Raw genomic sequence first — 13,360 nt, forward strand, 5'->3', positions numbered from 1 at the left:
GGGATAAATGGAGTGGAAATATTTACTTTCGAATAAGAGATACGGACAAGAACAATATGGTGCCAGCACAGATCGGGCACGGTCTGATTTTCAGCGTGATTATGACCGGTTGATTTTTTCGTCTCCTTTTAGAAGGTTGCAGAACAAAACCCAGGTTTTCCCATTGCCAGGAAGTGTTTTTGTACATAACCGTTTAACACATAGTTTAGAGGTTGCCAGTGTGGCCCGCTCCATGGCCAATATTTTTTTAAAAAGTGTAGAGGAGCAACAACCGCAACTGATTAAAGATGTTCCTTTAATTAACGAAGTGGGTAATATCGTGGCTGCCGCTGCACTGGCGCATGATTTGGGAAACCCAGCCTTTGGGCACTCAGGAGAAGCAGCTATTTCACGATATTTTACCGATGGCGATGGGAAAGTTTATCAGAATGAGATGAAGGAATCGCAGTGGCACGATTTAATTAATTTTGAAGGTAATGCAAATGCCATCCGGATCCTTACCCATCCGCTAAAAGGAAAAGGCAACGATGCTTACGCGTTAACCTATTCTACTTTGGCTTCGATTGCAAAATACCCTTGCGCCTCAATTGCGGGTAAACAAAAGGGAGTGCTGCACCGTAAGAAATACGGTTTCTTTCAATCAGAAGAAGAAACTTTTAAAAAGATTGCAGAAGAGCTCAATTTGGAGAAAGAAGAAGGCGAATACCTCATTTACAAACGACATCCTTTGGTTTATCTGGTTGAAGCTGCCGATGATATCTGTTACAGCATCATCGATTTGGAAGATGCGCACCGCTTAAAGATACTTTCCTACGAGGAGGTAAAGAGTTATCTGTTGCCTTTTGCCAACTCTACCACCATCGAAGATCGTTTAAAAAATGACTATGAAGACGATGATGCAAAAATCGGTCTGTTAAGGGCTAAAGCAATTAATACGTTAACCAACCAATGTGCAGGCATATTTTTTAGGGAACAAGAAAAATTATTGAAAGGTGAGCTTAATCAAAGTTTAACCGATTTATTGCCCGAGCCCTATATTTCTGCCTGGAAAGCCGTAGAAAAAATTTCTGTTGAGCGTATCTACAATTTCTCGTCGGTTATACAGAAAGAGGTTGCCGGTTATAAAATTATGGCCGGTTTATTAGAAGAGTTTGTTCCTGCACTTATTCATAACAATACACACTATTATAAAAAACTGGTTAAACTTATTCCCAAACAATATCATACCGATTTGACTGATATTTATTCCATCATACAGAGCGTATTGGATTTCGTTTCGGGTATGACCGATTTGTACGCAGTTGATCTATACCGCAATATAAAGGGAATATCTTTTCCTTCGGAAACCTAAAGATAACTTCCTGGCCTTACTTTTTATGTTCGATTAATTACTGGTTTACGCTCTGTTTCTTCTGATTTAGCGGGTTAAATTGACCTTAAATTGGGTGTTTGTGTAAAATTATAAAATTAAATTTTATTTAAGTGATTGATTTGTAGTTCTTTAAAATCGTTTTAGTATTTGTAATTAGTATTTCGTGTAAAGCGAATGGAGCAGCTTGCACTAATTGTTAGATTTGATCGTTGGGCTCCTTATTTTTAGGCCTGATGCTTTAGATCTCATCCCGATTCATGAAAAAACTTTTACTAATTGCTTTGTTAAGCATAGGGTTCACCTTAGCTATTAAAGCGCAGACCCCACAACAATTTAATTATCAAGGAGCGGCAAGAAATGCTAATGGCACCCCGCTGGCCAATAAAAATATAGCCTTGCGGATTAGTATTTTAGATGGATCTTCAACCGGGACCGTTCAATATTCGGAAGTAAGAAATGTAACAACCAATGCTTTAGGTTTATATGCATTGGCAATTGGGGCTACAGGTGCAAGTTCGGTTAACGGTACAATAGCTGGAGTAACCTGGGCGAGTGGATTAAAGTTTGTTAAGGTCGAAATCGATCCTGATAACGGTACAAATTTTAGTTTGGCCGGAACCGCACAATTGCTAAGTGTTCCATATGCCCTTTATGCTGCCAATGGGCCAGCCGGACCCAAAGGAGATCCGGGTGTAGCAGGCCCTGCTGGTCCACAAGGTATTGCAGGCGCTGCAGGTCCGCAGGGACCAGCAGGAGCATCTGGTGCTCAGGGGCCAATTGGCTTAACTGGTGCTGCCGGTGCACAAGGAGCGGTAGGCGCAACAGGTCCACAAGGAGCGAAAGGAGATACAGGTGCAACGGGAGCTACCGGATTACAAGGTTTGCAGGGCATACCTGGCGTAAAAGGGGATAAGGGGGATAAAGGTGACATAGGCCCGGTTGGTCCTTCAACAGGAGTAGCTGGCGGTGATTTAACAGGGAATTATCCAAATCCTACATTAGCTAATCTTCAGGGAAAGACATTAAATGCCACTTCACCAATCAATAATCAGGTGCTTCTATTTGATGGGACTGTATGGAAACCGGTAACATTGGATGTGAGTCAATTGTCGGGAGCTAAGGCATTAACCTCAACTGATTTGAGTATTAGTACCAATGGCGCTACGGCTTTATTGAAAGATGTGGTAATTGATATCAATGCAGGGGCGGTTAGCACGCTTAAACTGGCAGATGGGGCGGTAACAACGGCAAAATTAGCCGACGCTGCAGTAACCGCTGTAAAAATTGGAAGTAAAGAAGTTAAAAACGTTAATATCGATGACACCGCAGTAAATACACTACAGCTCGCTGATGGGTCGGTAACTACAGCAAAACTTGCTGATGCAGCTGTTACGATGGCTAAATTAACTACTGATGGGGTAAGCGATGCAAACAAAGTGTATATCACCAATGCAACAACCGGAAAACCTGAGTTAATCAGCAGGACATTATTTGCAAATGCAAATGCCTGGGCATTAAAAGGAAATACGGGCAGCATCGATCAAAACAATAATTTCCTGGGCAATACAGATGACGTAGCCATTAATTTTTTGGTTAACGGTTTAAAATCTGGCCGTTTAGGAAACTCATCCGAAAACAATATTTCTTACGGTTATAAAACACTTACTGCAAATGTATCTGGCTTTTATAACAGTGCATTTGGTCGCGAAGCATTATCTGTTAACATTTCAGGTTACGAAAACAGCGCTTTCGGTTACCTGGTGTTGCAGCGCAGTTTTAGCGCCATCAACAACAGCGGCTTTGGCTCGCAGGCATTAGCGATTAATACGGTAGGCTCCAATAACACTGCAATTGGCACGCATACACTAATGGCCAATAGAACTGGTATATCAAACACAGCTATTGGAAGTTTGGCGCTTGAAGCAAGTAATGGCGACAATAATACGGCACTAGGTTATGCCGCCGGTTCGAAAAACAATGGGGCAGGGAATGTTTTTATCGGAAGCAACGCTGCCGCCAACAGCACAAATGCAAATAATACCTTAGTAGTAGCTAACTCCAGTACCTCATATCCTCTAATCGCTGGCGATTTTACGGCAAATGGTGGTGCATTAACCATTAATGGAACTGCCGCTGCATCTTCTGTAGCTTATGCCCCAGCAAATGCAAGTACTTTAAACATCAATGGTTCTGTTGCAGCAAGTGTTTTAACCTATACTACGGCCGGAGCCTTAACACTCGATGCCAGTCATTACACCGTCAGGATAAAAAATGCAGGTTTGGCGGTAGGTGTTAATCTCCCAACGGCCTCTAGCTGTAAAGGAAGGATTTATGTAATTGTAAAAGCTTTATCATCAGGTGATGTTACGTTAAACAATCCTGTTTTGTTGAATGATGATTCTAGTGTAACCACAATTACCGGTGCAAAAACTTTCACCATTCAAAGCGATGGGGCGGCATGGATCTCTTTAAACTAAACATGATGAGAAGAATATCCTATTTGCTTGTTTTCTTAACCATAGGTTTTTTCTGGGGAAACGTAAACGCACAAAGTTTGCCGTACGTGGTTAATTCGGCCAGTGGCAGCGGTAAGATTAACAATCAATTATACGATTTTAGTATTGGTGAAATGGTACTGGTACAAACTTTACAGGCTGCCAACACTACATTGACCCAAGGATTTTTACAGCCTTTTCTGATCATACAGACCACAGCCGACGTAGCCATTGTAAATAATATCCTTACTCCAAACGGAGACGGGAAAAACGATTTTTTTGTAGTTAAGGGCTTAGAAAAGTATCCGAACAACAAGCTATCCATTTTTGATAGGGGCGGAAGGTTGATTTATATTACTCCAGGTTATCAAAACAACTGGGATGGCTATTTTAACGGAAAGCCACTTACCGAAGATACTTATTATTATATGCTCGATTTGGGGGCAGATGGTTCTATTAAAGGTTTTATATCAATCTTATATAAAAAATAACAGCGTGAAAAAAATGAAATGTTATATGGCGGGGCTGTTGTTTTTGTTTGTTACACCAGCATTTGCCCAGCTTAACCCCATGGGGAGCATCTACTATCAGAACCAGTTTTTAGCTAACCCAGCAATGGCAGGTTTAGAAACCGGACTAAATTTAAATGCAGCATTTAAAACACAATGGACGGGGGTAGATGGTGCACCAAAGATTCAGTATTTGACTGGCGACTATGGTTTGGCTAATAATAAAGTAGGTTTGGGCATTCTTTTTTACAATGAAGGTGCAGGGGCGATTAACCGTACCAGGGCAACTGTAACTTATGCTTATCATTTGCCTTTAAATGGTGGGACTAACTTTTTGGATTTTGGGTTGTCGGCTGGCCTAATGAATGAATGGATTGACTTCGGTAAAGCCAAAGGCGATTTAGACGACGATGTACTCAATAGCTTTAACGATCGTAGATTATATCTGGACGGCGATTTTGGAGTAGCTTACCGCTCCGATAAATTGACACTACAGGCTGCTTTGCCTAATCTTAAACGGTTTTTTAAAAGAGATGTACTGCGAAACGTGGTAGACCGATCGATTTATTTTATCGCAGCGGGTTATAAATTCACAACTGATAAAGTAATCAACAGTATTGAACCGAAATTGGTATATAGAGGGGTGCAGAATTACGATGGTATTTTTGATGCCGGTGTAAATCTTCAGTTTTTAGAGAATAAGTTGATGATGAACGGCATATATCATAGTACCAACAGCTTTACAGCTGGTTTTGGTGCAAACTACAAAAACCAATTTTCGGTTTTATTCCAGTACACGACCAATACTTCAAAAATGCAGAGTTATAGCAATGGCGAATTTGAGGTGGGTTTGAAGTACAGTATCAAAAATTAAGCTGTTATCGTCATTTCGACTGAAGTGCAACGGAATGGAGAAATCTACTGTTAAATGTACCTACAGATTTATCCAATAATTTAATTATTTTTTTAAACCGTTGTTTTTTGGAAAGCAGTTGTGGTAGCTTTTGGGTAAGAGCAGTTCCCGCTCCCGCTTCTGCCCATGAAATATCGGCATCTCGCTTTGATCGGGTTAGGTGGCCAATGATGGGGGCTATTGATGGGTTTACCACCAAACGTTCCTACGGAACGAAAAACGCCAATTATATAAATTGGCTACCAAGAAGACGTCCCGATGGGACGATTTGTAATGATAAAATTGCCTCCTTGTCTTCCGTCAAATGGGGGGGGCACCAACCTAAGAAGAAAACATCTATGTTTAGCTACCGCCCACCCTTTCTATCTCATATGATCAAAAATTGCTCGTCCCATCGGGACGGCTCCTCGGTAAAAAAATGTTTTATTTTTTTCGTTCCGTAGGAACGTTTCGTGTTTTAGGCATCGGTTGGTTCCCATAAACCACAAACCATATTCCATAAACCCGACAGTAGCGGACACTGAACGTAGTGAGGTAAAGCGAATGGCGGGGCTAGCGGAACCGAAGTACCACAAGCCCTGCTTTTCTAAAAAAAAAAGTAAGTTTTTTCAGTTAACTAAAAGGTCTTCGATTACCTTCCCCGGCCATCATCCCATTTATTACGCTCGTCCTGCAGCTCACGGGCGAGTCTCATTTCCTTATCTTTTGCTTTTACTTTGTGTGCCTGAAATTCATCGGCCACCTCTTGGTAAAGCTCGGTTCTGTACTTCGCTTCGTGCCTTAATTTACCCGATTGGAAAATTACAAAGGCCAAACCTACCCCAAGTACAATAATAATGGCCCAAACAATGGTATTATAAGTGCCTTTATTGAAGGATATGCCTAAAAATTTAATTTCATTAACAGCAGCGTTGGCATTGGCTAAGGAACTTTCTTTTCCATTTACTTCGCCTTTTAAGCTCGAAATGTTATCGGCTTGTGCTTTAATTTCCTGACGGGCTTCCTGCAGCTGCTTGCGTTCTTTTCTGAGCGTATCACTAACACTTTTCCATAAAGATGATAACCGTGATGGATTGATCAGCCTTGCGCCGTTGAAGTTTTTAGATTTCTTTAACATGAACTGATACTGGCCATTTAAAGAAGGGTCGGTATTTTTCGTAGTGTCAGGTAAAGTTTGCCCAAAGGCAACGTTTAAAAATAGCATAGCGCCTAAAAACAATAGGGTGTGTTTAATTTTCTGCATAGTTTAAATATAGGTGTTAGAATGTAAAACTACATTTTTATCCATTTTCCGGTTAATAAAATTTGTTTAAGGTTTTGGCAAATCGATAAAATTGTTCTGGTTTAACATTCTAAATAACAATTTTATCTAAGTTTTATTATAAATTTATTTGCGATAGGTTACATTTGTTTCATGCAAATAGGAATTATTGGTTTGGGCGATATGGGCAAATTGTATGCGCTATCGTTCTTAAACGCTGGTTATAAGGTATGTGGGGCAGATATGCCCTTACGTTTTACAGATTTAAAAAAAGAGCTGGAACCTAAAGGAATCGAAGTTTTAATCGATGGCCATGAGGTTGCCCGTAAATCAGACTTTATTATCTATTGCGTTGAAGCCGAAAAAATTGATGAAGTGGTAGCTGCTTTTGCCCGCTCAACAAAATATGGCGCCATAGTTGCCGGACAAACCTCGGTTAAACATCCCGAAATTGCTGCTTTCGAAAAACACCTTCCAGCGGATACCCAGATTGTAACCTGTCATTCTTTGCATGGTCCAGCATTTAGTCCGGAAGGGCAAACACTTGTGGTAGTACGTCACCGTGCTACCGATGCTGTTTATGCCAAAGCATTAGAAATTTACAAATCTTTAAAATCGAACATTATTGAAATGGACGATTATAGGGAGCACGACCGTATTGTGGCCGATACACAGGCAGTAACACACATGGGATTCGAAAGCATGGGCTCGGCATGGAAAAATGCGGGTTTTTTCCCTTGGGATAATCCGGCATATGCGGGTGGAATCGATAATGTGAAAATTTTGACCACGCTGAGAATTTTTAGTTACAAATCTCATATTTATGCTGGTTTGGCCATTTTAAATCCTTATGCTCAGAAACAGGTAAAATATTATGCACAGGCCGAATCGGAACTGTTTAAGCTGATGATCTGCGAGAATGAGGCGGAGTTTAGGGAAAAGATTTATGCTGCACGCGATTTCGTTTTTCATGAAAGCCGTTCGCTTTTACTGTTGGATGATAACATCATGAAAGAATTCAGCCTATCGGATGCCAGCCATAAACAGAAACCAAATTCGCATTTAAGTTTGCTGAGCATGGTATATGCCTGGTATAAAATGGGTGTAAACCCTTATGATAACCTGATCTGCCAAACCCCACCTTTTAAATTGAGGCTGGGCATTGCCGAATATCTTTTCAAAAATGAAGCAATGTTAGAGGAATCGATTAATACTGCTTTATATGATAAATCTATCCGCGGAGATGATTTAGAATTCCACACCGCGGTGCACGAATGGGCATCGATTATTGGCTATGGCGATTTAAAAGGTTACAAAGAACATTTCGAAGCGGCCAAATCATTTTTCGCCAACCGTTTAAATGATGGAAGAGATTTAAGTGCGGAAATGATTAAGCGATTAGGCAAGTAGCTGCCAGGGATGAAGATCATTCTGAATAAACCTGAACTGGTTTCGTTGTTGCAACAACAATTAATAGAGATAGAAATACTTTGTGGGGAGTACGATAAAGGAACTGATGTTGTTATTCCATCCATTGCCGAAAAAATCGTCGTGTTTTTCCATAACTCCGATCAGGTAAAAGCATTGTTGAGTCAGCTTAAATTAAATCATCTCGATATGTATTGTAGTTCGGAGGCTTACAATTTTAAAAGCCTCACCAACTTTATCGGCTTATTGAAACTGGCACATCATGCCGGAAGAGGCTGGAGTTATTCGGCCAAATTAGACCGTTCTGCTTTAACAAGGGTATCGCAAGAAAACTGGTGGAACAATAAAAAAGTGATCGTTGATTCGGACGGGATTGCTTTTACGAGGGCTAAAATAATTAAATCGTTGGCTAGTTCCAGTTCATTGTTGCTTAATACTTCAGGCTGGACGGTTAAAGATGCCGGAGGAAACAAATCAACTATCGACCCAATACCCGAAACTGTTCGGCAAATTGCTTTCGAACTACTTGAAAGTTTTCGGGGTGTTGATTTAAATAAGGAAAGTAAGCTATATTATAAATTGTAATTAGGCTTGGCAACAATTTTACAATTAAACAGTTTTAATAGCTTAAACAATCAAACATTTCTCCCTATTATTTTTTAACTTTATTATTATGATAACTTTAACTGTAAATATTGACAATAAGAAATCAGAAAAAGCTGTTAAGGCTGTTTTAGATGCCTTGGGTTTAAATTATAATATTGATAAATCAGAGAGGTTAGTTGATGAAGCCCAGACCTTGGAGGAATATAATGCAGATCTTGAAGCTGGAAATTCAGAAATAGAACAGGGTGATTTTATTTCAGCAACCCAACTAAAAGCTGAAGCTAGTAAATGGTAGTTGTTTGGAGTAAAGGGGGCAAGGTTAGAATTAAAAAAAGTTTTTAACTATATTGCTTTAGATTCTTTAAAACACGCAATATTGGTTCGTGACGAAATTATTGATCTAACAATAGCCCTTAGTAAACATTCTGAAAAATATGCTCTTGATAAATATAAGATTGACAATGATGGTAGTTGGAGAGCCTTCGAAAAATACCATTACAGGGTGTCGTATAAAATCACTGCTACCCAAATACGAATAGTACGCTTACGCCATACAAGTAAAACCCCTTTGTATTATAAGTAAATTTAATCATTTGCTATCCTCTAACATCTTCCATTTTCCACCTCCCATCTTATATCATCCATATAACATATAGACTTTATTTTATTCCCTTAATTCTTCGTTTACCCAAAAAGAGTGCATTATATTTGCCCGCATGTCGGTATTGTTGTTTACCATTATCATTTTATTAGGTGCTTTTTTAGCCGGATTATTGGGTTCACTGACGGGCTTGGGTGGGGGAGTGATTATTATTCCATTACTCACTTTAGCACTAGGGGTTGATATCCATTATGCCATAGGCGCATCAATTGTTTCTGTTATCGCTACCTCTTCAGGTTCAGCAGCGGCTTATGTAAAAGAAGGCATTACCAATATCCGAATTGGGATGTTTTTAGAAATCGCTACCACAATTGGTGCGGTGTGCGGTGCAATTGTAGCCGTTTATCTCAATGCCAATTATATTGCTATTCTATTTGGCTGTATCCTGATTTTTTCGGCCATCATGACGCTAAAGAAAAAGGTAGATCATACTACTTTAGACCATACCGATAAATGGGCGAATTTTTTTAAACTCAATGGATCTTATCCGGATAAAGGTATAGATCATCCATATGCAGTAAAACATGTTCCCGGAGGTTTTTTAATGATGCTTTTTGCCGGAACATTATCAGGTTTGCTGGGTATAGGGAGTGGAGCATTAAAAGTAATCGCGATGGATAACATTATGCGTTTGCCTTTTAAGGTATCAACCACTACCAGTAATTTTATGATGGGTGTTACGGCAGCGGCGAGTGCGGTGGTTTATTTACATCGTGGTCAGATAGATCCGGGTATTGCCATGCCAGTCTGTATCGGCGTTTTAACAGGGGCAACAGTTGGCTCGAAAGTTTTGTTAAGAGCCAAAACGGATAAACTTAAAATTGTATTTGCCATTGTAGTTACCTTTTTGGCACTGCAAATGATATATAAAGGAATAAGCGGGTTATAATGGATACAGCCGGAAAAGAAAACCTAAACGATAAGGATATTCAGGTAATTTTAGGTACGCTTCTGCGTGCAGGTGTAATTATTTCGATGAGCATTGTATTAATAGGGGGTGCCATTTTCCTGATCCATAACAAAGGGGCAGTTACCGACTATAAAGTTTTTAAACCCGAGCTAAGCAAGTTTTCTTCTATAGTGGCCATATTTAAGGGGGTATCTACTTTTCAGGGAGATGCAATTGTGCAGTTTGGCATCCTGATGCTCATTTTTACGCCAATTGCACGTATTGTTTTTGCTATTTTCAGCTTTTTAATCGAACGCGATTACCTATATGTACTCATTGGATTTATCATTTTAGCGATCATAACCATCAGTTTAAATGGTGGTTTGGCACATTAACATCTCTTTTTTAGTTAAATCCCATCATATCAGCAATTTATTTGAAAAAATATTTGGCTAACTATTTGAAAATTAATATTTCTTGCCTATCTTTGCCGTCCCTTTCGGGGGATGTACAACCACCTTGAACGAAGCCCTACTGCTTCGATGGGTGTTAAAAAGAAAAGATAAAATGTCAGGAATTATTGGAAAAAAAGTAGGAATGACCAGTATCTTTGATGCCGAAGGAAGAAACATTCCTTGTACGGTAATCGAGGCTGGACCTTGTGTAGTTACACAGGTAAAAACCGAAGAAGTAGATGGTTATTCATCAATCCAGTTGGGTTACGATGAGAAAAAAGAGAAAAACACAACTCAACCATTGAAAGGCCATTTCGCGAAAGCAAACACAACTCCGAAACGCAAGCTGGTAGAATTTGATTCGTTTACAACTTCACTTAATTTAGGTGATGTGGTAACGGTTGATTCTTTCGCAGAAGGCGATTTTGTTGATGTTGTAGGTACCTCAAAAGGTAAAGGTTTTCAAGGTGTTGTAAAACGCCACGGATTTGCCGGTGTTGGTATGCAGACTCACGGTCAGCATAACCGTTTACGTGCCCCAGGTTCATTGGGAGCATCGTCATTCCCTTCACGTGTATTCAAAGGAATGCGCATGGCTGGAAGAACAGGTGGAGACAGGGTAAAAGTTCAGAACTTACAGGTTTTGAAAGTTTATGCTGAGCAAAACTTATTAGTAGTTAGTGGTTCCATTCCAGGAGCTAAAGGTTCTTACGTAATCTTAGACAAGTAATCAGATGGAAGTTAAAGTATTAAACATTTCAGGTAAAGAAACAGGTGCCAAGGTGCAACTTCCTGAATCGGTATTTGGTATCGAGCCTAACGACCACGCGATTTATTTAGATGTAAAACAGTATTTGGCTAACCAACGTCAAGGTACTCACAAATCTAAACAACGTAATGAGATTGCTGGTTCAACTCGTAAACTATACAAACAAAAAGGTACAGGTGGTGCCCGTGCTGGTAGCATTAAATCTCCGTTATTTAACGGTGGTGGTCGTGTTTTCGGTCCTCAGCCACGTGATTATAGCTTTAAATTGAACAAGAAATTAAAATCATTAGCACGTAAATCAGCTTTAGCTTATAAAGCAAAAGACAACAACGTGGTAGTTTTAGAAGATTTCAACTTCGATACAGCTAAAACTAAAAACTATACAAGTTTATTGGCTGCGTTAAACGTAGGTACTCAAAAAACTTTATTGGTTTTACCTGCGCAAAATAATAATATCTATTTATCAAGCAGAAACATTCAGAAAACTAAAGTAATCTCGGCAGCAGATTTAAATACTTATGATGTATTAAACGCTGGAGTACTTGTGTTAACTGCTGATTCTGTTAAAACTTTGGAGGAGGCGTTTGCCAAATAATATGGAAATTTTAAAAAAACCAATATTAACCGAAAAAGCTTCAGCTTTAACTGAGAAATCTAACCGTTTCACATTTAGCGTTAACCACAAGGCTAACAAAATCCAGATTAAACAAGCAATTGAGAAATTGTACGGTGTTACCATCGTTGCAGTTAACACAATGGTTGTTGATGGAAAAGCTAAATCTCGTTACACTAAAGCAGGTTTTGTATCTGGCCGTAGCCCGAAATACAAAAAAGCAATCGTAACGTTAAAAGACGGCGAAACAATAGATTATTACGCAACCCTTTAATTTAATAATTCATTATAACTATGGGCTTAAGAAAATTTAAACCAGTTACTCCAGGTACCCGCTTCAGAGTTGGTGCTAGTTTTACGGAGATTACAGCAACCAAGCCCGAAAAATCATTGGTTGTATCATCAAAAAAGTCTGGTGGACGTAACAACACAGGAAAAATGACTATGCGCTACATGGGCGGTGGTCACAAAAAATCATATCGTTTAATCGACTTCAAACGCGATAAATTCGATATTCCTGCAACAGTAGCTACTGTTGAATACGATCCAAACCGTACTGCCCGCATCGCATTATTACATTATGCAGATGGCGAGAAGCGTTATATCATCGCTCCTGAAGGATTGCAAGTTGGTTCGGTATTATTATCGGGCGACAAAGCAACACCAGAAGTAGGTAACACTTTAAAATTATCGAACATTCCATTAGGTTCTATCGTACACAACGTAGAGATCCATCCTGGAAAAGGAGCACAATTAGCTCGTAGTGCAGGTGCTTACGCACAATTAGCTGCCCGCGATGGTAAATATGCTACTTTAAAAATGCCTTCAGGCGAAACCCGTTTAATCTTGACTACTTGTCTTGCTACTATCGGTGCTGTATCTAACTCAGATCACGCAAACGAAGTATTAGGTAAAGCTGGTCGTAAACGTTGGTTGGGCCGTCGTCCGAGAACTAGACCGGTAGCGATGAACCCTGTCGATCACCCAATGGGTGGTGGTGAAGGTAGATCATCAGGTGGTCACCCACGTTCAAGAAATGGTGTTTTAGCTAAAGGCTTCAAAACCAGAGAACTTAAAAAATATTCTAATCGTTACATCATAGAGAGAAGGAAGAAATAATGGCTCGTTCGATAAAAAAAGGACCTTATATTGACCATAACGTAGAGAAAAAAGTAAACTCTATGAATGATTCAGGCAAAAAGTCTGTAATCAAAACTTGGTCTCGCAGATCAATGATATCACCAGATTTCGTGAATCATACATTTGCTGTACACAACGGAAATAAATTTATCCCTGTGTACGTAACAGAAAACATGGTTGGTCACAAGTTGGGAGAATTTGCTCCAACCAGAACATTCAGAGGACACGCTGAAAAGAAAAAATAATTAG

General features: G+C 39.6%; 15 protein-coding genes and 1 pseudogene. 14 read left to right on the forward strand and 2 right to left on the reverse strand.

Features of this window, described 5'->3' with window-relative positions:
* The first annotated feature begins 7 nt into the window (after positions 1 to 7).
* The 4 genes from LQ201_RS16920 to LQ201_RS16935 all read left to right on the forward strand — a co-directional run bounded on the left by LQ201_RS16920 (position 8) and on the right by LQ201_RS16935 (position 5,250).
* Positions 8 to 1,351 carry a deoxyguanosinetriphosphate triphosphohydrolase gene (locus LQ201_RS16920; RefSeq protein WP_230144611.1) on the forward strand — a complete coding sequence of 448 codons (1,344 nt, stop codon included), beginning with the start codon at positions 8 to 10 and terminating at the stop codon, positions 1,349 to 1,351.
* 278 nt (positions 1,352 to 1,629) lie between these two features.
* The gene (locus LQ201_RS16925) at positions 1,630 to 3,849 is read left to right on the forward strand and encodes a hypothetical protein (RefSeq protein WP_230144612.1); all 2,220 of its coding nucleotides are present in this window, start codon (positions 1,630 to 1,632) and stop codon (positions 3,847 to 3,849) included.
* Positions 3,850 to 3,851: 2 nt separating this feature from the next.
* Positions 3,852 to 4,358 carry a gliding motility-associated C-terminal domain-containing protein gene (locus LQ201_RS16930; RefSeq protein WP_230144613.1) on the forward strand — a complete coding sequence of 169 codons (507 nt, stop codon included), beginning with the start codon at positions 3,852 to 3,854 and terminating at the stop codon, positions 4,356 to 4,358.
* Between the two features lie 13 nt (positions 4,359 to 4,371).
* On the forward strand, positions 4,372 to 5,250 hold the full coding sequence (locus LQ201_RS16935) for a PorP/SprF family type IX secretion system membrane protein (protein WP_230144814.1): 879 nt from the start codon (positions 4,372 to 4,374) through the stop codon (positions 5,248 to 5,250).
* 670 nt (positions 5,251 to 5,920) lie between these two features.
* Here the strand turns inward: LQ201_RS16935 and LQ201_RS16940 are convergent.
* Entirely contained in the window at positions 5,921 to 6,532 is a 612-nt protein-coding gene (locus LQ201_RS16940; protein WP_230144614.1) for a hypothetical protein, read from the reverse strand.
* A 201-nt stretch (positions 6,533 to 6,733) separates the two neighbouring features.
* On the opposite strand from LQ201_RS16940, the pseudogene LQ201_RS25735 reads away from it, so the two are divergent.
* A pseudogene (locus tag LQ201_RS25735) lies at positions 6,734 to 7,018 on the forward strand (NAD(P)-binding domain-containing protein); the annotation flags it as partial.
* 763 nt (positions 7,019 to 7,781) lie between these two features.
* Here LQ201_RS25735 and LQ201_RS25740 read toward each other — a convergent pair.
* Entirely contained in the window at positions 7,782 to 7,832 is a 51-nt protein-coding gene (locus LQ201_RS25740; RefSeq protein WP_371823055.1) for a Com family DNA-binding transcriptional regulator, read from the reverse strand.
* A gap of 137 nt (positions 7,833 to 7,969) precedes the next feature.
* Between LQ201_RS25740 and LQ201_RS16950 the strand changes: the two genes are divergently transcribed.
* From LQ201_RS16950 to rpsS, 9 genes are all read left to right on the forward strand, one after another.
* A complete protein-coding gene (locus LQ201_RS16950; RefSeq protein ID WP_230144616.1) occupies positions 7,970 to 8,563 on the forward strand; it encodes a hypothetical protein in 594 nt (197 codons plus the stop codon).
* A gap of 88 nt (positions 8,564 to 8,651) precedes the next feature.
* Entirely contained in the window at positions 8,652 to 8,879 is a 228-nt protein-coding gene (locus tag LQ201_RS16955) for a hypothetical protein (RefSeq protein WP_230144617.1), read from the forward strand.
* Positions 8,880 to 9,300: 421 nt separating this feature from the next.
* Complete coding sequence (locus tag LQ201_RS16960) at positions 9,301 to 10,134, forward strand: sulfite exporter TauE/SafE family protein (RefSeq protein ID WP_230144618.1); 834 nt, start codon at positions 9,301 to 9,303, stop codon at positions 10,132 to 10,134.
* Positions 10,134 to 10,529 (forward strand): DUF1634 domain-containing protein, encoded by a 396-nt coding sequence (locus LQ201_RS16965; RefSeq protein ID WP_230144619.1) that lies wholly within the window; start codon positions 10,134 to 10,136, stop codon positions 10,527 to 10,529. Before LQ201_RS16960 ends, LQ201_RS16965 begins: the two co-directional genes overlap by 1 nt.
* Positions 10,530 to 10,701: 172 nt before the next feature.
* Positions 10,702 to 11,319: a 50S ribosomal protein L3 gene (rplC, locus tag LQ201_RS16970; RefSeq protein ID WP_029278646.1), complete on the forward strand. Its 618-nt coding sequence runs from the start codon at positions 10,702 to 10,704 to the stop codon at positions 11,317 to 11,319.
* 4 nt (positions 11,320 to 11,323) lie between these two features.
* Entirely contained in the window at positions 11,324 to 11,953 is a 630-nt protein-coding gene (rplD, locus tag LQ201_RS16975) for a 50S ribosomal protein L4 (RefSeq protein ID WP_029278647.1), read from the forward strand.
* A 1-nt stretch (position 11,954) separates the two neighbouring features.
* Positions 11,955 to 12,245 (forward strand): 50S ribosomal protein L23, encoded by a 291-nt coding sequence (gene rplW, locus LQ201_RS16980; protein WP_029278648.1) that lies wholly within the window; start codon positions 11,955 to 11,957, stop codon positions 12,243 to 12,245.
* A 20-nt stretch (positions 12,246 to 12,265) separates the two neighbouring features.
* Positions 12,266 to 13,090 carry a 50S ribosomal protein L2 gene (gene rplB / locus LQ201_RS16985; protein ID WP_029278649.1) on the forward strand — a complete coding sequence of 275 codons (825 nt, stop codon included), beginning with the start codon at positions 12,266 to 12,268 and terminating at the stop codon, positions 13,088 to 13,090.
* Positions 13,090 to 13,356 carry a 30S ribosomal protein S19 gene (gene rpsS / locus LQ201_RS16990; RefSeq protein ID WP_010599906.1) on the forward strand — a complete coding sequence of 89 codons (267 nt, stop codon included), beginning with the start codon at positions 13,090 to 13,092 and terminating at the stop codon, positions 13,354 to 13,356. Before rplB ends, rpsS begins: the two co-directional genes overlap by 1 nt.
* Positions 13,357 to 13,360: the final 4 nt, after the last annotated feature.

It is taken from the genome of Pedobacter sp. Bi126 (assembly GCF_918698245.1).
In the GTDB taxonomy this organism is placed as follows: Bacteria; Bacteroidota; Bacteroidia; order Sphingobacteriales; family Sphingobacteriaceae; genus Pedobacter.

Bases quoted from the DNA above. Each gene is read 5' to 3' on its own strand.
- LQ201_RS16920 (WP_230144611.1), top strand. From the start codon at position 8: ATGGAGTGGAAATATTTACTTTCGAATAAGAGATACGGACAAGAACAA.
- LQ201_RS16925 (WP_230144612.1), top strand. From the start codon at position 1,630: ATGAAAAAACTTTTACTAATTGCTTTGTTAAGCATAGGGTTCACCTTA.
- LQ201_RS16930 (WP_230144613.1), top strand. From the start codon at position 3,852: ATGATGAGAAGAATATCCTATTTGCTTGTTTTCTTAACCATAGGTTTT.
- LQ201_RS16935 (WP_230144814.1), top strand. From the start codon at position 4,372: ATGAAATGTTATATGGCGGGGCTGTTGTTTTTGTTTGTTACACCAGCA.
- LQ201_RS16940 (WP_230144614.1), bottom strand. From the start codon at position 6,532: ATGCAGAAAATTAAACACACCCTATTGTTTTTAGGCGCTATGCTATTT.
- LQ201_RS16950 (WP_230144616.1), top strand. From the start codon at position 7,970: ATGAAGATCATTCTGAATAAACCTGAACTGGTTTCGTTGTTGCAACAA.
- LQ201_RS16955 (WP_230144617.1), top strand. From the start codon at position 8,652: ATGATAACTTTAACTGTAAATATTGACAATAAGAAATCAGAAAAAGCT.
- LQ201_RS16960 (WP_230144618.1), top strand. From the start codon at position 9,301: ATGTCGGTATTGTTGTTTACCATTATCATTTTATTAGGTGCTTTTTTA.
- LQ201_RS16965 (WP_230144619.1), top strand. From the start codon at position 10,134: ATGGATACAGCCGGAAAAGAAAACCTAAACGATAAGGATATTCAGGTA.
- rplC (WP_029278646.1), top strand. From the start codon at position 10,702: ATGTCAGGAATTATTGGAAAAAAAGTAGGAATGACCAGTATCTTTGAT.
- rplD (WP_029278647.1), top strand. From the start codon at position 11,324: ATGGAAGTTAAAGTATTAAACATTTCAGGTAAAGAAACAGGTGCCAAG.
- rplW (WP_029278648.1), top strand. From the start codon at position 11,955: ATGGAAATTTTAAAAAAACCAATATTAACCGAAAAAGCTTCAGCTTTA.
- rplB (WP_029278649.1), top strand. From the start codon at position 12,266: ATGGGCTTAAGAAAATTTAAACCAGTTACTCCAGGTACCCGCTTCAGA.
- rpsS (WP_010599906.1), top strand. From the start codon at position 13,090: ATGGCTCGTTCGATAAAAAAAGGACCTTATATTGACCATAACGTAGAG.